Here is an 18643-nt window from a genome sequence, read left to right as displayed (position 1 = left end):
CACTCTCGCCTCGTCATGGAAACGAAAACCGCCCGCCTGACCGTCCTGATCGATCCCGCGAAGAAAGAAGCCTTCGAGATGCTCTGCGCGGAGCAGGATCTTACGCCGTCGCAAGTCGTGCGGCAGTTGATCCGCGAATATCTCGACCGGCACGGCGTCACGTACAAGACCCGCAGCGCGATCGGCAAGCGCGTGAAGTAAGCGCGGCCGCAAAGGCGCACGGCGCCGACGCGGTAGCCACGGCGCCCCAGCCCCCGCCACCGTTACGCGCCGATCTCCCAACGCTCGTGCGACTGCGCACGCCACACCAGCCGCCGCGGATCGATGCTCTCGCCGTGCTTCATCCGCCTCGCGGTGGCGGCCAGCTTGAGTTCGCCGGCCAGCGGGCACGCGAGCGCCCGCTCCAGCAGGATACGCAACGACGGCAGCCGGCTGCCGTCCTTCCATGCGAATGCAACGAAGTTGTTGTCGTCGCCGCACGGCACCAGCGCATACGACGAGCCGAATACCGATCGCAACTGCTCGAGGTGCTGCGGCAATGCCGGATCATCATCCATGAAGTTGATCGCGAGCACGCCGGCTTCGCTCAGGCGCGCGCGGCACGCATCGAGGAACGTGCCGCCCGTACAGCGACCGCGCATGCCGTCGGCGACGAATGCATCGTGCAGGATCACGTCCGTGCGCACATCCGCCCGCTCCAGATGATCGGCGCCGTCGGCGCAGATCACGCGAAAGCGTGCGTCATCGGCAGGAATCTTGAACACGTCGCGCAGCGCGATCACGTCCGGATTGATCTCGACCGCGTCGATCGACGTGCGGGGCAGGTGGCGGTAGCAGTACTTCGCGAGCGACCCGCCGCCGAGCCCGAGCATGCAGATGTGTGCGGGCTCGGCCTGCAGCAGCAGAAAACCCATCATCACGCGCGTATAGCCGAGCGCGAGCCGCACCGGATCGCGCAGCGACATGAAGCTCTGGGTACCGAGATGATCGAAGTGCAGCGAGACCGCGTGCTGCGTCTCCAGCACGAAGGGCCGGCCGTCGTTCAGCGGCGTCGCCAGGAACCTGACGAACGCGTCGTAGGAAATTCGATCCTCGGCCATGTGCGGGTAATCGGCTGACGAGCAGCGGCTGAAAAAACAGCGGATGAAAACGCGGATGCAACGGTCGCCTGGACCGTGCGCTCAGACCTTCTTCAGATAGCACGCCTTCAGCATGAAGCCGCCCATGTCGGTCTTGCAGTCGACTTCGTGATCGCCGCCGACGAGCCGGATGCTCTTGACCTTGGTGCCCATCTTCAGCGTGATCGACGAACCCTTCACGCGCAAGTCCTTGATCAGCACGACCGAATCGCCGTCCGACAGCACGTTGCCGTTCGCGTCCTTGACGACGTCGCCTGCCGGTTCGTCGCCGGCCTCGGCGCCGGCGTCGGCCGACCATTCATGGCCGCAGTCCGCGCACACGGTCAGAGCACCGTCCGGGTAAGTGTTTTCCATCGCGCATTGCGGGCAGGCAGGGGCGTTCATTGCAGCTTCCATTCGGAGAGGGGTTCGGGTCGATCGACGATGCCGGGCGAGCACATTGCGCGCCCGGAGGCGCGGCCGCTCGCCCCCGCCGGCAGTGCCACGGGCCGGCATCGGCGCACACGGCATTATAATACAATTCACATGATCTGGCCGATGCATTATAATCGTTCACTTCCGACAATCCGCGAACTTGAATGCGCCTTCGCAGCGGATGTCGGCACGTTCGCGCCGAATGGCGCGCGCAATCCGCCCGGCCGGCGCCCCGCGACCCTGCGGGAAATCGTGACACGCCGGCCGCCCGATGTCCGCAACACGTGCGCAACCGTGCACCGTGCATGTCGTGCACCGCCCCGCCCACCCGTCCGGAGGCTTTCCAGCATCGTGGCAACCGTTGTGTACGTTGAAATCGGCCCCGCATGGAACCGCAATCGCGGCCGTGCCGCGCGCGACGCGGCGGTCGACGCGGCACGCCGTTTCGACAGCGACATCCAGCTGATCGCGAACGGGCACCGCAGCAACGCAAAAGACAGCGGCGCGATCGCGTCGCTGCAGGTTCACGGCGGCACGTCGGCGCAGGTGCTCGCCACCGGCCCCGACGAGGAAGCGGCGCTGCACGCGCTGCTGCCGTTGCTGCAAGCAAGCTGACGCATGCGCCGACGATCCCGCGGCCACGCGCCGTCCATCCCGAAACGCCATTTCCCGAGGAAGCGATGAACGAGACTCTCACGCCCAACACCCCCAACCTGTCGGCCTCCGCGATCTGGGCGCTCGAACGCCTCGCCGATGTTCGCTACGGCCGCGACGCGCCGGCGCTCGGCTGGTCGATTGCGCGGGAGCTCGTCAACGCCGGGTTCGTCAGCCATCCCGCGCACGGGCGCTCCGGCGCGTCGATCACGGCCGAAGGGCGCTCCTTTCTGAAAAGCCGCAAGTAACCCCTGCCGGCGCCGGCGCGATCCCGCGTGGGGCGCGACTGCCGCCAGGCAGCGGGCCGCCCGCTCGCCGCAGCCGATGTTCGCGAAGGCGGTCACGACACGCATTCGCCACACGGCCGCGCACGGCCCGCATGCGTCCAGCACCCCGCGTGACGCGCCAGCCCGCGACATCGTCACGCGAGCCGGTCCATGCGGGCACCGCCGAACCGCGGCCATCCGCGCGATGCGCACGCTACCCCGATGCGGGCGGGGAATTGCGTCCGCATCACCGTTTACGCGGTATCGTACGGGACCCAAGCGCGGCGCCCTGCGTCGCCGTCCTTCCTCATGGAACGCCCGATGACAATCAGTGCCGTGCCACCCGTCTCGTCCCCGCCCGTTCTCGACACGCCACGCCTGATCCTCGAAGGCCACCCGCTCGGCGACTTCGACGCACTCGCCGCGATGTGGACGGAGCCCGGCGTCGTCGCGCACATCTTCAACGGCACGCCTTCCACGCCGCGCGACTCGTGGATGCGCATGCTCGCGTATCGCGGGCTGTGGCCGCTGCTCGGCTATGGGTACTGGGCGATTCGGGAAAAGGCGTCGGGCCGGTATGTCGGCGATCTCGGCTTCGCGGATTTCCACCGCAACATCGAGCCGTCGATTCGCGGCGTGCCGGAGGCCGGCTGGGCGCTGGCGACGTGGGCGCAAGGCAATGGCTATGCGACCGAGGCGCTCGCGACCGCGCTCGCATGGCTCGACGCGCAGCAGCGATTCGAGCGCAGCGTGTGCCTCATCGCGCCGACCAACGTTGCGTCGATCCGGGTCGCGGAGAAAGCCGGTTACGGCGCGCCGCAGCGCATCCGCTTCAACGACGCGGAGTCGCTGATGTTTTCGCGCAAGAGTCGATAGGTTTGGCGAACCGGCGGGCGAGTCAGTCGGCGGCCGGTTCGTAGCAATGCACGAAGAGGCCGTCGTCCATCGGCCAGCAGTTACCGCATTCGTCGCGCAGGATCCAGTCGCCCGGCTTCACCGAACGCCAGCCTTCCGGCGTCGCGACCGCCCACCCGCCGTGACGGCGCTCCACCCGTTCATGGTCGCCGTCGGCGAACCACCGCGTTGCATCGACGCGACCGGTGCGTTTCTTGAATTTCATTCCACCACCGAAGGAAACGAATCTTGGTGTCGCGTGGCCGCGGCGCCGACATCGGGCAACCGCTGCTGCGCCCTCAGTGCGTTCGTTGCCAAGCGGGTTTCGTGCAATGCTTTCCAGCCCTCCGCGATCAGCGCCTCCAGCGTGTCGCGCGCGACCGTGGAGATCCGAACGTCCATCTCCTGCACCTTCATCAGCGCCGACACGACCGCGGCCGGTTGATTGGGTGCAAGCGCAACGATGAACGCCGAACGCATCTCGGCGGCCCGGACGGCCTCGTTCCAGTCGGCACGCGCCACCGCGGCTTCGATCGCGTGCGTGAGTGCATCGAGACGCTGGACGACTTGCAACGGCGTCATTTCGTTTCCCCGTGAATGTTTCGTACTGTCCGCTTGCGGGCACCGTCCGGAGCCGGCGCGGCGTCGATTCGACCCACGCGCATCCGGTTCCGCACGCGAGCAGCATGACGCGACGTGCCATCGAAGCAGCCAGTCGATGCGAGCGGGAAACAGATGCAATCGCAGTATGCGACGCGCGTCAGTCAGGTTCGGGAATTGTAGGGAGCAGGATGCCCGGACGTCGGTAATATTTTGTAATGATATGTCGACTAACCTTGCCTGGCCTGGGTTCGGCCGGGACGAACGAGGTGCGCGGACGCCGGACTGACGCAAACGTTTTCGTCTGAAGGATGCCTGCTCGCGCATCGTCGCGAGCGCCGCGCCGGATCTCGCATCGACCCGTTTCGGCCGCACGCGCGGCCCCGCCTCGCTCACCCCGCGCGTTCCGCCCGGCGGCGGCGATCCCCCCATAGCTAAGCTCACCGAACGATCCAGAATTCACCACATTCCGCTGGAATGTTGCGCAGTATCATCCACGTCGCTTCGGCTACGACGCGTTCGGACTGGGCCTGACCGCTCGCCACCTTCCCGTTTTGCCCCTTCGTTTAGCGATGCCCATCCGAATCCTGCTCGTCGAAGACGACGTCCCGCTGTCCGCGCTGATCGCCGATTATCTGCGCAAGCATCATTACCTGGTGGAAACGCTGTTCGACGGCGCCGGCGCGGTGCCGGCGATCGTCGCGAGCCGCCCCGACCTCGTGCTGCTCGACGTCAACCTGCCGGGCAAGGACGGCTTCGAGATCTGCCGCGAGGCGCGCATGCACTACGACGGCATCGTGATCATGGTGACCGGCCGCGACGAGCCGTTCGACGAATTGCTCGGCCTGGAACTCGGCGCGGACGACTTTCTCCGCAAGCCGGTCGAGCCGCGCCTGCTGCTCGCGCGGATCAAGGCGCAGTTGCGGCGCACACGCGTGCCGACGGGTGACCCCGTGCCCGATTCTCCGCAGCGATACGTATTCGGCAAATTTTCGATCGACCGGACCGACCGCCGCGTGCATCTTCCGGACGGCAGCATGCCGCGCCTGACGTCGACTGAATTCGACCTGCTGTGGGCCCTCGCGTGCCGCGCGGGCGAGGTGGTCAGCCGGGAAGACCTGACGCTGCTGCTGCGCGGCATCGCGTTCGACGGCCTCGATCGTTCGATCGACGGCCGCATCTCGAAGCTGCGCCGCAAGCTGCGCGACGACGCGAACGAACCGAAACGGATCAAGACCATCCGCTCGAAGGGCTATCAGTTCAGCAAGCACGCGTGGGATTGAGGCCGCGCGAGCGCGACCCGGGAGGTCCGGCCCGCGCTCGCGGCTATCGCGCGCGGGCCGAATCCGTACGCGTACCCGCGTCCGTATCCGTGCCCGGGCCCGCCTGCCATCCGCCGCCGAGCGCCTTGTACAGCGCGACGAGATCGGTGGTCGTCTGCAACGCGCCCTGCTCGGCCTGCTGCCGGCCCTCCGACCATTGCCGCTCGGCGTCCAGCACGTCGAGGAACGGCGACAACCCCTTCCGGTACCGATCGCGCGCGAGGTCCAGCGCGCCCTGTTCGGCCCGCACCGCATCGTCGAGCGCGGCCGCGCGAGCCTGGTCGGTGCGGTACACGGCCAGCGCATTGTCGACGTCGCGCAGCGCGACGAGCACGGCCTGCCGGTAGGCAAGCGCCGCTTCGGCCTGGCGCGCCTGCGACAGCCGCAGGTTCGACACGAGCGCGCCGCCGGAAAAAATCGGCAGCGATACGGCCGGCCCGAACGCATAGAACAGGTGCGACCAGTGCGCGAGCTCGCGCACGTGCGACGCGCGCAGGCCGACCTGCCCCGTCAGGGAAATGTCCGGATAGAACTGCGCGACCGCGACGCCGACGTCGGCGGTGGCCGCATGCAGCTCGGCCTCCGCTCGGCGGATGTCGGGGCGCCGGCGCGCGAGCGTCGACGGCAGGCCGACCGGCACGGTCGGCGGCACGTCTGGCAACGCGCGCGGCGCGGCAAGCCAGTCGTCGAGCGCGCCCGGCGCGCCGCCGACCAGATACGCGAGACCGTTGCGCAACAGCACGATCTGCTGGTCGAACTGCGGCAGTTGCGCGCGGATCTGTGCGAGCCGCGCGTCGGCGCTGCGCACGTCGAGATCGCTCGCGAGACCGTGCGCGGCCTGCTCACGCGTCAGGTCGAGCAGTTCGCGCTGCGCGCGTTGCAGATCGTCGGCCAGCGCGCGCTGTGCTTGCGCGCCGCGCAGTTGCAGATAGGTTTGCGCGACTTCGGCCTCGAGCGACAGCAGCGCATCGTCGCGGCTCGCGACCGCCGCGCTCGTCTGCGCGCCGGCTGCTTCGACCGAGCGGCGCACGCGGCCGAACAGATCCAGCTCCCACGATGCGTCGAACCCGGCCTGCCACAGGTTGACCGGCGATTCGAGCGCATCGAGCGCGCCGCGCGCGCCCTGCTGCACGCTTGCGCCGGTGCCCGGCCCGAACCGGTCGAGCGGCGAGCCCGGCGCGCCGAGACGATCGACGCGCTGGTCGATGCCCTGCTCCTCGACGATGCCTTTCAGGCCGAGCTGCTCGCGCTGGTAGCTCGCATTCGCACGCACGTCCGGCAAGCCCTGTGCGGCGGCCGCGCGAACCTGCGCGCGCGCCTGCGCGATGCGCAGCACGGCGGCCTGCACGTCGAGGTTGTCGTGCGCCGCGCGCTCGACGAGCTGGTCGAGCAGCGGATCGCCGAACGCGCGCCACCAGCGCGGATCCGGATCGGCATCGACCGTCGGCGACGACCGTGCGGCCACGCCGGACGCGGGGGCCGCCGCCTGCCCGTCCGCCCGCATCGCATGCCAGGTGTCCGGGACGTCCGCTTTCGGCGGCTTGTAGTCGGGGCCGACGGTGCAGCCCGCGACGATGGCGCATCCCGCGAATAGCGTCACCGTGCGGCACACGATGGGGTGAATCAGGCGGCGGCTACGATTGTCCCGATGCATGCGCATGTCAATGCCCTCCCGCGCCGCCCGCGGCCTTCGCCGGCGAAAACAGGAACGTCAGCGGAATGCTGAACGCGCAGAACACCGCGAGAATCGCGAACACGTCGATATACGCGAGGATCGTCGCCTGCGCGATGAACGTCTCGTACAGCCGCCCGGTGGCCGTCTGCAGCGCGGACGACGGCGGCGCGCCCGTCAGCGCGCCCACCGCGCGCGCGTTCTGCTGCAGCGCATCCTGGAAGTTCTGCGACAGCGTCGACATGTGCGTGGACAGATGCGCCATGCGCGCCTGCGTGCGCTCGCGGATCAGCGCGGTCGACACCGAGATGCCGATCGAACCCGCGACGTTGCGGAACATCGTGAACAGCGCGGACGCGTCGTCGTTGAGCCGCCGCGGCACGGTCAGGTAGGCGAGCGTCGTGATCGGCACGAACATGAAGCCGATCGCGAGCGACTGCGCGCACCGGATCATCATCAGGTGCGTGTAGTCGATGTCCGGCACCAGCGTGCGCGAATAGATCAGCGAACCGCACAGCAGCACGAAGCCGAACCCGACCAGATAGCGCGTCTGCACGTGCGGCATCAACCGGCTCACGAGCGGAATCTCGAGCGTGATCAGCAGCGCGCCGGGCGACAGCACGAGCCCCGCGAGCGTCGCCGTGTAGCCGAGACGCTGCTGCGCGAGCTGCGGCACGATCACCGCGCTGCCGTACAGCACGGCCGCGAACGTCGCGATCGTCACGCAGCCGAGCGCGAAATTGCGGTCGCGCAGGCACGACAGGTCGACCACCGGCTTCTTCGTGCGCAGCAGCCACAGCGTCGCGCCGATCAGCCCGAGCGCGGACAGCACGGCGAAGACGCGGATGAAGTTCGAGCCGAACCAGTCTTCATCCTCGCCGCGATCGAGCATCACCTGCAGGCAGCCGAGCCCGATCGCGATCAGCCCGATGCCGATGTAGTCGATGGAAATCCCGCGTTCGGCGCCGCGCCGCCACGGCGGATCTTCGACGAGCTGCATCACCGCGAGCACGGTGAGCGCGCCGATCGGCACGTTGAGCAGGAACACCCAGCGCCACGAGAAATGGTCGGTGATCCAGCCGCCGAGCGTCGGCCCGAGCACCGGCGCGACGACGATCGCGATCGCCGAGATCGAGAACGCGCGGTTGCGCTGCGCGGGCGGGAACGTATCGAGGATGATCGACTGCTGGTTCGGCTGCAGCCCGCCGCCGAACAGCCCCTGCAGCACGCGGAACACGATCAGTTCGCCGAGGTTGGTCGCGACGCCGCACAGGAACGAGCACACGGTGAACGCGGCGATGCACAGCAGGAAGTAGCGCTTGCGGCCGAGCAGGCGCCCGAGGAACCCCGAGATCGGCAGCACGATGCCGTTCGCGACGAGATACGACGTGAGCGTCCAGGTCGCCTCGTCGTAGCTCGCCGACATCGTGCCGGCGATGTGCGGCAGCGCGACGTTGACGATCGTCGTGTCGAGCACTTCCATGAACGCGGCGAGCGTGACGACGATCGCGATGAGCCACGGGTTCGCGGCGGGACGCCACGTGCCATCGGATGCGCCGCTGCGGTCGGGCGGCCGGTTCATCGGCGGGCCTCGCGATGCAAGAACGGCATGCGGGTATCGGGCATCGGATCGCTCCGGTCGAAACCGGCCGCGGCACGGCGGCCGGTCATTTCAGGTGGACGGTCGGCACGGCCGACAGGCCGAGACCGAGCGGCGGACGGTTCGGCAGCGGGCCGTCGAGCACGATCTTCACCGGCACGCGCTGCACGATCTTCACGAAATTGCCGGTCGCGTTCTCGGTCGGGAATGCGGAGAAGCGCGAGCCGCTGCCGAGCTGGATGCTGTCGACGTGGCCGTGCAGATCGAGATCGGGATACGCGTCGACCGACACGTCGACGCGGTCGCCGACGCGCATCCGCTCGAGCTGCGACTCCTTGAAATTCGCGGTGATCCACACGCGCGGCGTGACGATCGAGAAGATCGACGTGCCCGCTTGCAGGAACGAGCCCAGTTGCACGTTGCGCCGCGTGACCCAGCCGTCGGACGGCGCGCGCATCTCGCAATACGACAGGTTCAGGTTGGCCGTCTCGAGCTGCGCGCGCGCCTGCAGCACCTGCTGGCGGCGTTCCTCGACGGCCGTCTCGGCCTGCCGGATCTGCTGCGGCACGAGGCTCGCGGTGCGCGCCTGCGCCTGGGCCATCGCGACGTTCGCGTCGGCGCTCGCGCGCTGCGCGTCGGCCGCGTCGATCGCCTGCTGCGAGGTTGCGCGCGCATCGACCGCCCGCTGCCGCGCCTGCGCGGCGAGCGCCTGTCGATACGCGGCTTCCGCCGATTCGATCTGCGCGCGCGCCTGCCGGTACTGGGCCGGATACTGCACGCGTGCGATATCGAGCTGCACGCGCGCCGCGTCGAGCTGCGCCTGCGCGAGGCCGAGCTGCGCCTGCGCCGCGTCGACCTGTGCGCGGTAGTCGCGTGGATCGATCTCGACGAGCACGTCGCCGCGCCGCACGAACGTGTTGTCGTCGACCGCCAGCCGCGTCACGTAGCCGGACACGTGCGGCGCGACCGCGACCGCGTTGCCGTCGGTGTATGCATCGTCGGTGCTCTCCTGGTTGCGCGTCGCGAACCACCATATGAGCCCGCCGACGAGCAGCACGAACACCACCGCCCCGAGGATGATCAGCGGCTTCTTGCCCGGCCGCTTGTGTTCGCCTTCGCCGTTGTCTCCGTCTCCGTCGCCGCCGGTGCGGCCGCCGCGATCGTCGTGCGGATGGTGATCGCCGCCACCGCCGCCCGGCGCGTCGGTCGGCCGCTCGCCGTTGCCGTGCGGCGTGGCGCCCGAGCCGCCGGCGCCGGACTGGCCGTCGCCTGCCCGCGCGACGGCGGGCGGCCGGCGCTCGAACGCCGGCCAGGGCACGCGCAGCGGCGTCGACGGTACGACGCCGGCCATCGCCGGCGCAAGCGCGTCCGGCGCGCCGGCGCCGTACCGACCGGACGTCAACGCGCGCCGGAACACGACGCCGAATCGCTTACGAACGGATAACGGGCACAAGATCGCATCGGGCATGAAACGGGGCTCCAGGCAGCCGGCGCGGGCGTCATTGCCCGCGCCGGCCTCAAGCGCGCGGTCAAGCAAACAGCGGGCCCGGCCACGTGCTTCGTTCGACCGCGGCACGCCCGATGCGCGATGCGTACGCATCCACCGCCCCGACAGGACGCCCGAACCATGACACGCTCGACCTCACTCGACACCGACACACGCGACGAGGATCGCGGCGACAGCACGCCCGGCCCCGAGGGCAAGCGCCGCGGCACGACCACGCCGCCGCCGCGCAGTGCGCACGACCCCGCCGAAGGCAAGCCGGTCGGGACGGAAAACGGGACGCCGCCGCGTCGCGCGCCGTCCGGCGAACACGGCGACGCGTGATCGCCGCGCGTCGCGCTGTCCGTCCGCCCTGCTGAAGCGGCCGCACGGAACGGCGGCAGAAATGACAAGCCGTTGAAAATTCGCGGACGGCGATCGACGAGTTCGCCCGAATCGTTCACACGCCGTCCTGCGTGAGCACGACACAGGAACGCACATTGCGGCACAGGCGGATGGATCTTTCAACCACCGGCCGCCTGCCCTGCATGACGCTACCCGACCCGTCCGATTTCCCTGTTCGCGCGGTGCCGCTCGCGCCGCTGGCGAAGGAACGCGCCACGATCGTTTGCCTGCGCAACCGGCGCGTGCTGCTGGTTGCCCGCGGGCGATCGTCGCGCTGGACGCTGCCTGGCGGCGTGATCCGGCGCGGCGAATCGGCGCTCGACGCCGCGCATCGCGAACTGCGGGAGGAAACGGGGCTCGCCGATCTCGAACTCGCATATTTCTTCTACGTGGACGGCAGCGTGAAGCGCCATCACGTGTTCGTCGCGAACCTGCCGCGCGGCGCGCATGCGTGCCCGGGCCGCGAAATCGCGCTGTGCCGCTGGGTCGGCATCGACGCGGTGTCGCACTGGCCGGCAAGCGCGCCGACGCAGCGCATCATCCGTCAGTTCGCGGGCCTGTGCACCGCCAGCGGCTTGCAACCTGACGCGCTCACGCGTCCTTCGTCGTCTCGTTGAGCCCGGCGACCGGCGGCTGAGGATCGCGCGCGAGCCCTTGCGCGAACACCTTCAACCCTTCGAGCAGCGGCGTCAGCGCATCCCACAGCGCCTCGTCGTGCAGCAGCCGATAGACGCCGCGCACGCCGGGCGCGACATGCTCGTGCTGCGCCGGCTGCCACGCGCCCACGTGATGGAGCGCGTCGGCCGCCGCGAATGCGGCGCGACCGAACTGTTCCGGCGGAATGCGCGACAGCGCCGTCACGAGCATCGCGAGATTCTGCATGCCGCTCTGCATGCCGGGCTTGTCGAGCGCAGCGACGAACGTGTCGGCGAGCCGCGCGTTCGCGCTGACGACCTCGTTCGCGAAGCGCAGGAAGCCGTGCCGATGCAGGCTGCCGAGCAGGTGTTCGAGCGCGTCGTGCGCGCCGGGCTCCGGCTGCGGCGGCATCGTATCGGGGGGCGGGCGTTCGGTCATGGGCTTGCTCCGGTTGAGGCGCCACGCCAGGCGGCCGTCGTACCGGCAGCCGCGGTGCGCCGAATGCGTGTCCTATGCGTTCGCCGGCCCCCCGCCGGGGCGGGCAGCCGCGGCTGCGTCAGTGCGAATGACCGTGCGGCGGCGCCTTGTATTCGCTGCGCGCGCCCATCGCGTCCTCGACGTGATGCACGCCATGCAGCGCGGCGACGCCGTCGATCAGCGCCTGCCGTTCGGCCTCCTCGACCTGTCCGGTCAGGCACACGTTACCGTGCTCGACGCTCACGTCGATGTCGCGCGGGCGGCCGACCAGGTGGCCGAGCGCCGCACGCACGCGCTCGGCGACCTGCACGTCGTCCGCATCGCCCGCGAGCCAGTCGGCCCGCAGGCCGGCGATCGCGCCGCGCGCATGGTCGGCCGCCCGCTTCACCTGCGTATTCGCATAGTCGGCCACGCCGTGCCGGCCCGCGACCGCCTTGTCGCGCAGATAGGCGCGACGACGCCGGCCGGACGACGGATCGAGGAAGTACATCGCGGCCGCCCCGCAGGCGACGGCCACCGCGAGATTCAACAACGGATTCGAAGGCGTTCTGGCGTTCATGGTGGCACCCTAGGCAATACCCGGGACGACCGGGCTTCGTTTCGACGTGCAGCACGTGCCGTTCCCCGCTGCGAGCGCCGCGTACACGCGGTCGCGCCGCGATGCGGCGCCGGAAACGACAAGCGTTTGAAAAATCATCGGGCGCATCGCTCGATCGGCCCTTCAGGCGATCACGATTCGGGCGGCGTGTCGGCCGTTTCCGCGCGCTTCCCGCCCGGCTCGTCGTCGCCGCGCTCGGCCGCGCGCTGCGCCATTTCGACGTAGGTCTGCGCCAACGCGCGCAACTCTTCTTCCGACGCATCCTCGATCCCGATCAGCCGGTCGCTCGCCGCGCGCGTGACCGCGAGCAGTTCGTCGAGCTTCAGGTGCAACGCCACGCTGTCGCGATTCTGGTTGCGCTGCAGCAGGAACACCATCAGGAACGTGATGATCGTGGTGCCGGTATTGATGACGAGCTGCCACGCGTCGGAGTAATGAAACACGGGCCCGCTCGCGAGCCACAGCACGGTGATGGCGACCGCGCTGCCGAATGCCACCGGCGAGCCTGCCCAGGTCGTCACACCCGATGCAAAACGTTCGAACGCGCGGGTGACGGCGTGTCCGGCCGGCCGGGAACCGGCGCCGGGCTCGCACGTCGTGTCGCGACGATCGCTCGGTGGTTCGTTGGGTTCGCGCATGAATGCCTCCGGATTCGATGGTCTGTCTGAATACACGCATGAACCGCCGCAGCGCCCGCCACGAGTCGGTCGCAAGCCGGCGGCTTGGGGGTCGGTCCCGTGCGCGCCGTCGACACAAGCATCACGCGTGCCCGGCCCGAACGCCCGTGCGCACCTTACCGGGGCGCGTGCGTGTCCTCGTCGTCCGGGAAATAGCGCGTGTCGGTCAGTTGCGCGATGCCGTCGAGATCCGGAAAGATCGTCGCGATGCTCACGCCGACGCCCGCGAGCTCCTGCCGGATCGTCGCGAACCGCGCGCCCGGCACGACGATCCGAATGAGGCGACCGGCGAGGTCCGCATGCTCGTCGAGCGGCACGAAGCGCTCGGCGCCGGCGTCGTAGCAGTGGATCGTGAACCAGCCATCCTGCGCGGTGATCCTCGGCATCACGTGGCGCGGCCGGAACACCTTCGTGCGCGTGACCTGCAGCGGCGCGCGCCGTTCGGCGGCGGTCGCGATGTCGTCGGCGTCGTGCGACAGGCACCACACCACGCCGTCACCGCCCGATTCGCTCGCGCGCCTGACCGCGAACCACAGCGCGGCCAGCGCGTTGCCGGACCAGTCGAGCAGACGCGTGCGCATCCCGTGCTGCTGCGCGAGCGCGAGCCAGTCGCACGCATCGAGGTTCTGCCCGGGTTCGAGATGCGGCAGCGCGCGCCGCGTGAATTCGTCGAGCATCCGCGCTTCGACGTCGGGCGACGCGCGCTGCCGCGCGATACCCGGCACGAGCGGCCAGCCCGCGTTGCACTGGCCGCGAAAAAGCCGCAGCGCCATCGTCTGCCGCTGCGCGCCGATCACGGCCATGTAGTCGGCCACGCTGTCGATCGAGCGATCTTCGGCCACACGCTTATCGTCCATGCATCGTGCCTCCTGCCGCGGCTGCCCGGGCTCGCGGCCATCGCGTCGGCGCGGGTCCGGGAGCGCCGCTTGCCGGATGCCAAACCGCCGGACCAGCCGGCTGCGTATCGACGTATCGCATCGCGGTTCACGGCGCCTTGCCGCGCTCCTTCTGCCAGCGCTCCATCAACGCGATCTCGTCGCGCTGCGCGGCGACGATCCGGCTTGCGAGCTGCCGCAGCGTCGGGTCCTTGCCGTATTTGAGTTCGACCTGCGCCATGTCGATCGCGCCCTGGTGATGCGGCGCCATGTGCGCGACGAAATCGCGGTCGGCGTCGCCGGTGTACGGCGCGCTCTCCATCGCTTCCATCATCTTTCGATCGGCGCGCTTGAACGCCTGCGTGGACGTGTCGGGCACGCTGGCGGGGTTCGGCGGGCGCAACTGTGCCGCCGCCGACAGCGCCGACGCGCACGCGGCCAGCAGCGCGCAGGCCGCACAGCGGCGTATGAATGAACGGTTGAATGCAGGCATGAGACGATTCCTCGACAAGAAGGTGAATGGATCGCGTGCGGCATCGTCGCTCGCACGCGTCGTATCGGCCGCCGGCGCGGCCGCGCCGCGCGATTCACCGCCATCGCGCACGCGCATACGCGTCGCCGCGTGCGACCAGCGTCCGGATGCGGTCGGCGGTGCGGCACGCGATCGCCTGGATCGTCAGCGACGGATTCACGCCGCCGACCGTCGGAAACACCGAGCCGTCGCACACCCACAGGTTCGGGATGTCCCAGCTTCGGCAGTCGGCGTCGACGACGCTCGTCGCCGGGTCGTCGCCCATCCGCACGGTGCCGGCGAGATGGCACGTGTCGTCTTCCTCGTGCCAGATGTCACGCGCGCCGGCCGCTTCCAGCGAACGCCCCATCTGCGCGAGCGCATGGCGGATCGTCCGGCGGTCGTTGTCGTCGTACGAATAGGTGACGCGCGCGACCGGCAGCCCGAACGCGTCGCGCTCGTCGGCGAGCGTCACGCGGTTGTTCGCGCGCGGCAGCGTCTCGCCGACGATCTTCAGGCCGGCCTGGAAGTTGTAGCGCGCCATCTCGCGCTTCAGCGCATCGCCCCACAGCCCGCGCGCGGCGACCTTGCGCGCCCATTCGATCGGCAGCGGCCCCTGGCTCATCCAGCAATAGCCGCCGAAGAAATCCTTGCCTTCGTCCGCGTAGTTCCAGTGCTCGGTAATCGACAGCGACGGCGGCCCCTTGTACCAGCGCACTTCGTCGTCCATCGTCCCCCACGACGCCTGGTTGAGCTGCGCCATCAGGTAGCGGCCGACGAGGCCCGAACTATTCGCGAGTCCCTGCGGATGCCGCCCGTTCGCGGACAGCAGCAACAGGCGCGGCGTCTCGATCGCATAACCGGCGACGACGACGTTGCGTGCGCGCTGGAACCGGGTGCGGCCGTCGCGCCGGTAGTGCACGCCGGTCACGCGGTCGCCTTCGGCGTCGATCCGCAGCGCCATCGCGAGATCGCGCACTTCGGCGCCGGCCGCGACCGCCCGCGGTATCCACGTGACGAGCGCGCTCTGTTTCGCGTTGGTCGCGCAGCCGGCGATGCAGAAGCCGCGATACACGCACGGATGCGCGCGGCCGCGCGGCGCGGACAGCGTCGCGAGCGGCGTCGGCGTCCAGTCGATGCCCATCGCCTCGGCGCCGCGCGCGAGCACGAGCGCGGCCGCATTCAGTTCGTGGGCGCGATACGGATAGCGCGGCCGCGGCGGGCCCCACGGGTAGTTCACCGGCCCGCTGATCTTCAATGCCTGTTCGACCTCGCGGTAGTAGCGCCACATCTCGCGCCAGTCGAGCGGCCAGTCGACGCCGTAGCCGAGCGCGCTACGCGAGCGAAACCACTCGGGCCGGAAGCGCAGCGACACCATCGCGAAATGCACGGTGCTGCCGCCGATCGCCCGGCCGCTGTTGTTGGTGCCGAGTGTCAGCGGATCGGCGCCGTCGCAGATTCGCTCGTCGGTCCAGAACAGCTTGTGCTGATGCGTCTCGTCCGACGCGAATTCCTCCAGCGGCCGCCACCAGGCGCCCGCATCCAGCGCGACGACCGAGAAACCGTATTCGGCGAGCTTGCACGCGAGCGTGCCGCCGCCGGCGCCGGTGCCGACGATCACGAAGTCGACCGCGTCGTCGTCGCGGAACATCCGCATCGGCGACCACCCGCCGACCCGCAACGGATCGGGTGCACGACCGTCCCGGCCGCGCGGTGTCGGAGCGGACAACGGTTCATCGGCGGCCATCGCGATCGCCCTCCTCCGTGCGCATTTCCGCTTCCCATGGGTCGCGGCGGTTGAAGTCCATTCGCACGTAGCCGCGCGGGCTCGCGGGGCCGCCGAAGCCGATTTCGTTCCATGCGAACGGATGCCCGTAATACGCGCCGCAGATATCCATCAGCACGCGCTTCATGAAGAACGTGTGCGGGTCCATGCCGGCCCAGGCCGGCGCCGCCTGCGGATCGACGTCGCCTTTCTGGACCGCGTGCAGCAACGCATCGGCGTCGCGCGGGCCAAGCGCCGCGAACGGGCAGCCATGCGCGTGCCGCGCCATCGCGTCGAGTGCGGCGAGGCCCGTCTGCCAGGCGGCGCGCAGCGGCGGCAGGCCTGCATCGCGATAGCCGTCGCCGTCGTCGGCCGCGAGCCGCGCGTCGACCAACGCGGCGGTCGGGATCGCGCCCGCGCCGCCCGGTTGCTGCGGCACGATGCGCGCGCACAACGCCGCGAGCGTCGCAAATCGTTCGGAATCCAGATAGCGCGGCGCATTGGCCGCGATGCGCAGACGTGCATCGATCGCACGCCGCGTCGCATCGTTCCACGACGGCGAGTCGCGCTTGGCGAGCACGTCGTAGCCCGGATAGCGCGGCAACGCAACCGGCTTGCGGCGTGCATCGCTCATGACGCCTCCCGTTCGGCGAGCGCGGTCGCGGCGAGCCCCGCGATCGCGAGCGCGGTGAAGCTCGGCGGCGCCGGCAGCGGCGGGCCCGATAGCAGGTTCTGCGACCAGTTGCGCCAGCCGCCCATCTGCCGCGCGATGCCGCGCGCATGGAACGCGACGCCGACGAACCCGAGCCCGGCCGTCGCGCGCAGCCACCCGCGGCAGAAGCGCCGCTCGGCGCGCGGACGCGACAGCGCCAGTTGCGCGGTCGCCAGCGCGGCCACCGGCGGCACCACGACCGGCGCGAACATCGCGCGATGCTGGAACGCGCCGCGAAAATGCAGCAGCGCCACTTCGCCGAGCGTGCCGACGAGGCCCGCCGTGACCAACCCGGCCAGCGCGCGCCCGGCCGGCAGTCCAGCGAGCCGCGGCGCGCCGGCCGGGCTCTCGCGCAGCCGCTCGCCCGCCGCGCCCAGCAAGCCGGACAGCACAAGCGCGAACGGTGCGCCGAGCGGTGCGCCGTAGAACAGGTTGTGCCAACTGAAACCGCCCGGCCGCTTCGTCACGTTGTACAGGTGGAACGCAGAGCCGGCGACGCCCACCGCGGCCGACGCGACGTGCACCGCGTCGCGCAGCCGGTGGCGCGCGGGCGTGTCGTCCGCATGGCCGTGCACGCTCGCGATCACCGACAGCGTCGACATCGCGAGCGGCGCGAGCATCGCGCGATTGTGAAAGGCGCCGCGATAGTGCTCGACGCCGCTGTCGGCGAGCACCGAGCCCGCCAGCAGCAGCGCGCTGCGGTTCAACAACCGTGCGGCGTCGGCCAGCAACCGGTCACGCTCGGTGGCGCGATGTCGGGGGTGTCGCATCGTTTCTCCTCGTCGGTATTCAGCGCGCGAAATCCCGCAGATCGGCGGCGCGCAATTCCAGGCCGAGCCCGGCGCGCGTCGCATCGATTTCCAGTGCGCCGTCGACGAGCGTCGGCGCGCCGTCGAACAGCATCCGCTCGACACGGACATGATCGTGAAACCATTCGACGTGGCGCAGGCGCGGCGCCGCGCAGCCGACGTGCCGGTGCAGCGCGGGCGCGCAGTGCGCGGACAGGTCGACGTGATACGCATCGGCCAGCGCCGCGGCCGCGAGAAAACCGCTGACGCCGCCGCAGCGTGTCGCGTCGGCCTGCAGCACGTCCACCGCGCGACATTCCAGCAAGCGGCGGAAATCGTCGGGCGTATACGCGTACTCGCCGGCCGCGACGTCAACCCCCGGGCCGACCTGCTCGCGCACGAATCGCAGCCCCGTGACGTCGTCGCTGCTGACGGGTTCCTCGAACCAGCGAATGTCGCAATCGGCGGCGGCCTGCGCGAACGCGAGCGCGGTACGCGGCGTATACGCGCCGTTCGCATCGACGAACAGGTCGACGCCCGGCCCGAGCGCGTCCCGCGCCGCGCGCACGCGCGACGGATCGCGCGCATCTTCCACACCGATCTTGATCTTGCACGCGCGCACGTGCTCGGCGCGCCAGCCGTCGAGTTGCGCGGCGAGGGTCGGCGCAGCGTAGGTCGTAAAGCCGCCGCTGCCGTACACCGGCACGCGTTCGCGCAGACGGCCCAGCAGCACGGCGAGCGGCACGTCGGCGAGCTTCGCCTTCGCGTCCCACAGCGCGACGTCGAGCGCCGAAATCGCGGTCGCCGCGATCCCGCCGCGGCCGACGTTGCGCACCGCGCGCCACAGCGCGTCGACCGCGGCCGGGATGTCCACCACCGGCCGCTTGCGCAACACACTGGCCAGCATCGACGTCACGAGCGGCACGGCACTCGCGTCCGTGTACGTATAGCCGAGCCCCGTCACGGGCCCCGCGTCGATCTCGACGACGACGACCGTCGTCGCGGTCCACGCGTAGGTGCCGTCGGCTTCGGGCCGGTCGGTCGGCACGCGGTACGCGCGGGCGCGCACGTCGTCGATCGCCGGGGCGGCGGAAAGTGCCATCGTTGCGCTCCGGTCAGCTTGCTTTTTGCTTGCGGACGTCGCGTGCAACCGCT

23 protein-coding genes are annotated in these 18643 nt (G+C 69.9%); 7 read left to right on the top strand and 16 right to left on the bottom strand.

Annotation, left to right across the window (positions count from 1 at the left end):
* Window positions 1-15 precede the first annotated feature (15 nt).
* Window positions 16-201 carry a ribbon-helix-helix protein, CopG family gene (locus CFB49_RS32455; RefSeq protein WP_006489181.1) on the top strand — a complete coding sequence of 62 codons (186 nt, stop codon included), beginning with the start codon at window positions 16-18 and terminating at the stop codon, window positions 199-201.
* A 62-nt stretch (window positions 202-263) separates the two neighbouring features.
* Here CFB49_RS32455 and CFB49_RS32450 read toward each other — a convergent pair whose 3' ends face one another.
* Complete coding sequence (locus tag CFB49_RS32450; protein ID WP_089437789.1) at window positions 264-1100, bottom strand: spermidine synthase; 837 nt, start codon at window positions 1098-1100, stop codon at window positions 264-266.
* Between the two features lie 81 nt (window positions 1101-1181).
* Window positions 1182-1535 carry a zinc ribbon domain-containing protein YjdM gene (locus CFB49_RS32445; protein ID WP_006498247.1) on the bottom strand — a complete coding sequence of 118 codons (354 nt, stop codon included), beginning with the start codon at window positions 1533-1535 and terminating at the stop codon, window positions 1182-1184.
* Between the two features lie 129 nt (window positions 1536-1664).
* Here CFB49_RS32445 and CFB49_RS37010 point away from each other — a divergent pair, with 129 nt between their 5' ends.
* The 3 genes from CFB49_RS37010 to CFB49_RS32430 all read left to right on the top strand — a co-directional run bounded on the left by CFB49_RS37010 (window position 1665) and on the right by CFB49_RS32430 (window position 3349).
* Complete coding sequence (locus tag CFB49_RS37010) at window positions 1665-2168, top strand: HPr family phosphocarrier protein (RefSeq protein WP_249190451.1); 504 nt, start codon at window positions 1665-1667, stop codon at window positions 2166-2168.
* Window positions 2169-2233: 65 nt separating this feature from the next.
* Window positions 2234-2455: a hypothetical protein gene (locus CFB49_RS32435; RefSeq protein ID WP_050017811.1), complete on the top strand. Its 222-nt coding sequence runs from the start codon at window positions 2234-2236 to the stop codon at window positions 2453-2455.
* Window positions 2456-2782: 327 nt separating this feature from the next.
* Window positions 2783-3349 (top strand): GNAT family N-acetyltransferase, encoded by a 567-nt coding sequence (locus CFB49_RS32430; RefSeq protein WP_089493418.1) that lies wholly within the window; start codon window positions 2783-2785, stop codon window positions 3347-3349.
* A gap of 22 nt (window positions 3350-3371) precedes the next feature.
* Here the strand turns inward: CFB49_RS32430 and CFB49_RS32425 are convergent, their stop codons facing one another.
* Entirely contained in the window at window positions 3372-3593 is a 222-nt protein-coding gene (locus CFB49_RS32425; RefSeq protein WP_069616933.1) for a hypothetical protein, read from the bottom strand.
* Window positions 3590-3949: a hypothetical protein gene (locus tag CFB49_RS32420; protein ID WP_089493417.1), complete on the bottom strand. Its 360-nt coding sequence runs from the start codon at window positions 3947-3949 to the stop codon at window positions 3590-3592. The genes CFB49_RS32425 and CFB49_RS32420 overlap by 4 nt, the downstream gene beginning before the upstream one ends.
* Before the next feature lie 590 nt (window positions 3950-4539).
* On the opposite strand from CFB49_RS32420, the gene CFB49_RS32415 reads away from it, so the two are divergent.
* Window positions 4540-5250 (top strand): response regulator, encoded by a 711-nt coding sequence (locus CFB49_RS32415; protein ID WP_089493416.1) that lies wholly within the window; start codon window positions 4540-4542, stop codon window positions 5248-5250.
* A gap of 43 nt (window positions 5251-5293) precedes the next feature.
* On the opposite strand, the gene CFB49_RS32410 is transcribed toward CFB49_RS32415, so the two are convergent.
* The 3 genes from CFB49_RS32410 to CFB49_RS32400 form a co-directional block, all read right to left on the bottom strand.
* Entirely contained in the window at window positions 5294-6949 is a 1656-nt protein-coding gene (locus CFB49_RS32410; RefSeq protein WP_089493415.1) for an efflux transporter outer membrane subunit, read from the bottom strand.
* 1 nt (window position 6950) lies between these two features.
* Complete coding sequence (locus CFB49_RS32405; RefSeq protein WP_089493414.1) at window positions 6951-8543, bottom strand: DHA2 family efflux MFS transporter permease subunit; 1593 nt, start codon at window positions 8541-8543, stop codon at window positions 6951-6953.
* Window positions 8544-8628: 85 nt separating this feature from the next.
* A complete protein-coding gene (locus CFB49_RS32400; RefSeq protein ID WP_089493733.1) occupies window positions 8629-10029 on the bottom strand; it encodes an HlyD family secretion protein in 1401 nt (466 codons plus the stop codon).
* A 159-nt stretch (window positions 10030-10188) separates the two neighbouring features.
* On the opposite strand from CFB49_RS32400, the gene CFB49_RS32395 reads away from it, so the two are divergent.
* Both CFB49_RS32395 and CFB49_RS32390 read left to right on the top strand, forming a co-directional pair.
* Window positions 10189-10389 carry a hypothetical protein gene (locus CFB49_RS32395; protein WP_069616938.1) on the top strand — a complete coding sequence of 67 codons (201 nt, stop codon included), beginning with the start codon at window positions 10189-10191 and terminating at the stop codon, window positions 10387-10389.
* 203 nt (window positions 10390-10592) lie between these two features.
* Window positions 10593-11066: an NUDIX hydrolase gene (locus tag CFB49_RS32390; RefSeq protein WP_089493413.1), complete on the top strand. Its 474-nt coding sequence runs from the start codon at window positions 10593-10595 to the stop codon at window positions 11064-11066.
* Here the strand turns inward: CFB49_RS32390 and CFB49_RS32385 are convergent.
* The 9 genes from CFB49_RS32385 to CFB49_RS32345 form a co-directional block, all read right to left on the bottom strand.
* A complete protein-coding gene (locus CFB49_RS32385) occupies window positions 11041-11523 on the bottom strand; it encodes a hypothetical protein (protein ID WP_089493412.1) in 483 nt (160 codons plus the stop codon). The genes CFB49_RS32390 and CFB49_RS32385 overlap by 26 nt on opposite strands.
* Before the next feature lie 118 nt (window positions 11524-11641).
* On the bottom strand, window positions 11642-12121 hold the full coding sequence (locus CFB49_RS32380) for a BON domain-containing protein (RefSeq protein ID WP_069616940.1): 480 nt from the start codon (window positions 12119-12121) through the stop codon (window positions 11642-11644).
* A 170-nt stretch (window positions 12122-12291) separates the two neighbouring features.
* Window positions 12292-12798: a low affinity iron permease family protein gene (locus CFB49_RS32375; protein ID WP_069616941.1), complete on the bottom strand. Its 507-nt coding sequence runs from the start codon at window positions 12796-12798 to the stop codon at window positions 12292-12294.
* 155 nt (window positions 12799-12953) lie between these two features.
* Window positions 12954-13694 carry an FRG domain-containing protein gene (locus tag CFB49_RS32370; protein WP_069616942.1) on the bottom strand — a complete coding sequence of 247 codons (741 nt, stop codon included), beginning with the start codon at window positions 13692-13694 and terminating at the stop codon, window positions 12954-12956.
* A 127-nt stretch (window positions 13695-13821) separates the two neighbouring features.
* Complete coding sequence (gene copM / locus CFB49_RS32365) at window positions 13822-14205, bottom strand: CopM family metallochaperone (RefSeq protein WP_069617014.1); 384 nt, start codon at window positions 14203-14205, stop codon at window positions 13822-13824.
* A gap of 94 nt (window positions 14206-14299) precedes the next feature.
* On the bottom strand, window positions 14300-15970 hold the full coding sequence (locus tag CFB49_RS32360; protein ID WP_089493411.1) for a GMC family oxidoreductase: 1671 nt from the start codon (window positions 15968-15970) through the stop codon (window positions 14300-14302).
* Window positions 15957-16622, bottom strand: coding sequence for a gluconate 2-dehydrogenase subunit 3 family protein (locus CFB49_RS32355; protein ID WP_089493410.1), 666 nt, complete (start codon window positions 16620-16622; stop codon window positions 15957-15959). The genes CFB49_RS32360 and CFB49_RS32355 overlap by 14 nt, the downstream gene beginning before the upstream one ends.
* A complete protein-coding gene (locus CFB49_RS32350; protein WP_089493409.1) occupies window positions 16619-17470 on the bottom strand; it encodes a hypothetical protein in 852 nt (283 codons plus the stop codon). Before CFB49_RS32350 ends, CFB49_RS32355 begins: the two co-directional genes overlap by 4 nt.
* 19 nt (window positions 17471-17489) lie before the next feature.
* Entirely contained in the window at window positions 17490-18590 is a 1101-nt protein-coding gene (locus tag CFB49_RS32345; protein WP_089493408.1) for an enolase C-terminal domain-like protein, read from the bottom strand.
* Window positions 18591-18643: the final 53 nt, after the last annotated feature.

The sequence above is a fragment of the Burkholderia sp. AU17457 genome, from assembly GCF_002223255.1.
Lineage (GTDB): Bacteria > Pseudomonadota > Gammaproteobacteria > Burkholderiales > Burkholderiaceae > Burkholderia > Burkholderia sola.
The sequence above is the reverse complement of the archived record's forward strand: the minus strand, read 5'-3'. Positions and strand labels throughout refer to the sequence as shown.

Bases quoted from the DNA above. Each gene is read 5' to 3' on its own strand.
- CFB49_RS32360 (WP_089493411.1), bottom strand. From the start codon at position 15,970: ATGGCCGCCGATGAACCGTTGTCCGCTCCGACACCGCGCGGCCGGGAC.
- CFB49_RS32445 (WP_006498247.1), bottom strand. From the start codon at position 1,535: ATGGAAGCTGCAATGAACGCCCCTGCCTGCCCGCAATGCGCGATGGAA.
- CFB49_RS32450 (WP_089437789.1), bottom strand. From the start codon at position 1,100: ATGGCCGAGGATCGAATTTCCTACGACGCGTTCGTCAGGTTCCTGGCG.
- CFB49_RS32435 (WP_050017811.1), top strand. From the start codon at position 2,234: ATGAACGAGACTCTCACGCCCAACACCCCCAACCTGTCGGCCTCCGCG.
- CFB49_RS32420 (WP_089493417.1), bottom strand. From the start codon at position 3,949: ATGACGCCGTTGCAAGTCGTCCAGCGTCTCGATGCACTCACGCACGCG.
- copM (WP_069617014.1), bottom strand. From the start codon at position 14,205: ATGCCTGCATTCAACCGTTCATTCATACGCCGCTGTGCGGCCTGCGCG.
- CFB49_RS32380 (WP_069616940.1), bottom strand. From the start codon at position 12,121: ATGAACGCCAGAACGCCTTCGAATCCGTTGTTGAATCTCGCGGTGGCC.
- CFB49_RS32395 (WP_069616938.1), top strand. From the start codon at position 10,189: ATGACACGCTCGACCTCACTCGACACCGACACACGCGACGAGGATCGC.
- CFB49_RS32345 (WP_089493408.1), bottom strand. From the start codon at position 18,590: ATGGCACTTTCCGCCGCCCCGGCGATCGACGACGTGCGCGCCCGCGCG.
- CFB49_RS32390 (WP_089493413.1), top strand. From the start codon at position 10,593: ATGACGCTACCCGACCCGTCCGATTTCCCTGTTCGCGCGGTGCCGCTC.
- CFB49_RS37010 (WP_249190451.1), top strand. From the start codon at position 1,665: ATGATCTGGCCGATGCATTATAATCGTTCACTTCCGACAATCCGCGAA.
- CFB49_RS32370 (WP_069616942.1), bottom strand. From the start codon at position 13,694: ATGGACGATAAGCGTGTGGCCGAAGATCGCTCGATCGACAGCGTGGCC.
- CFB49_RS32405 (WP_089493414.1), bottom strand. From the start codon at position 8,543: ATGAACCGGCCGCCCGACCGCAGCGGCGCATCCGATGGCACGTGGCGT.
- CFB49_RS32400 (WP_089493733.1), bottom strand. From the start codon at position 10,029: ATGCCCGATGCGATCTTGTGCCCGTTATCCGTTCGTAAGCGATTCGGC.
- CFB49_RS32350 (WP_089493409.1), bottom strand. From the start codon at position 17,470: ATGCGACACCCCCGACATCGCGCCACCGAGCGTGACCGGTTGCTGGCC.
- CFB49_RS32410 (WP_089493415.1), bottom strand. From the start codon at position 6,949: ATGCGCATGCATCGGGACAATCGTAGCCGCCGCCTGATTCACCCCATC.
- CFB49_RS32375 (WP_069616941.1), bottom strand. From the start codon at position 12,798: ATGCGCGAACCCAACGAACCACCGAGCGATCGTCGCGACACGACGTGC.
- CFB49_RS32425 (WP_069616933.1), bottom strand. From the start codon at position 3,593: ATGAAATTCAAGAAACGCACCGGTCGCGTCGATGCAACGCGGTGGTTC.
- CFB49_RS32415 (WP_089493416.1), top strand. From the start codon at position 4,540: ATGCCCATCCGAATCCTGCTCGTCGAAGACGACGTCCCGCTGTCCGCG.
- CFB49_RS32430 (WP_089493418.1), top strand. From the start codon at position 2,783: ATGGAACGCCCGATGACAATCAGTGCCGTGCCACCCGTCTCGTCCCCG.
- CFB49_RS32385 (WP_089493412.1), bottom strand. From the start codon at position 11,523: ATGACCGAACGCCCGCCCCCCGATACGATGCCGCCGCAGCCGGAGCCC.
- CFB49_RS32455 (WP_006489181.1), top strand. From the start codon at position 16: ATGGAAACGAAAACCGCCCGCCTGACCGTCCTGATCGATCCCGCGAAG.
- CFB49_RS32355 (WP_089493410.1), bottom strand. From the start codon at position 16,622: ATGAGCGATGCACGCCGCAAGCCGGTTGCGTTGCCGCGCTATCCGGGC.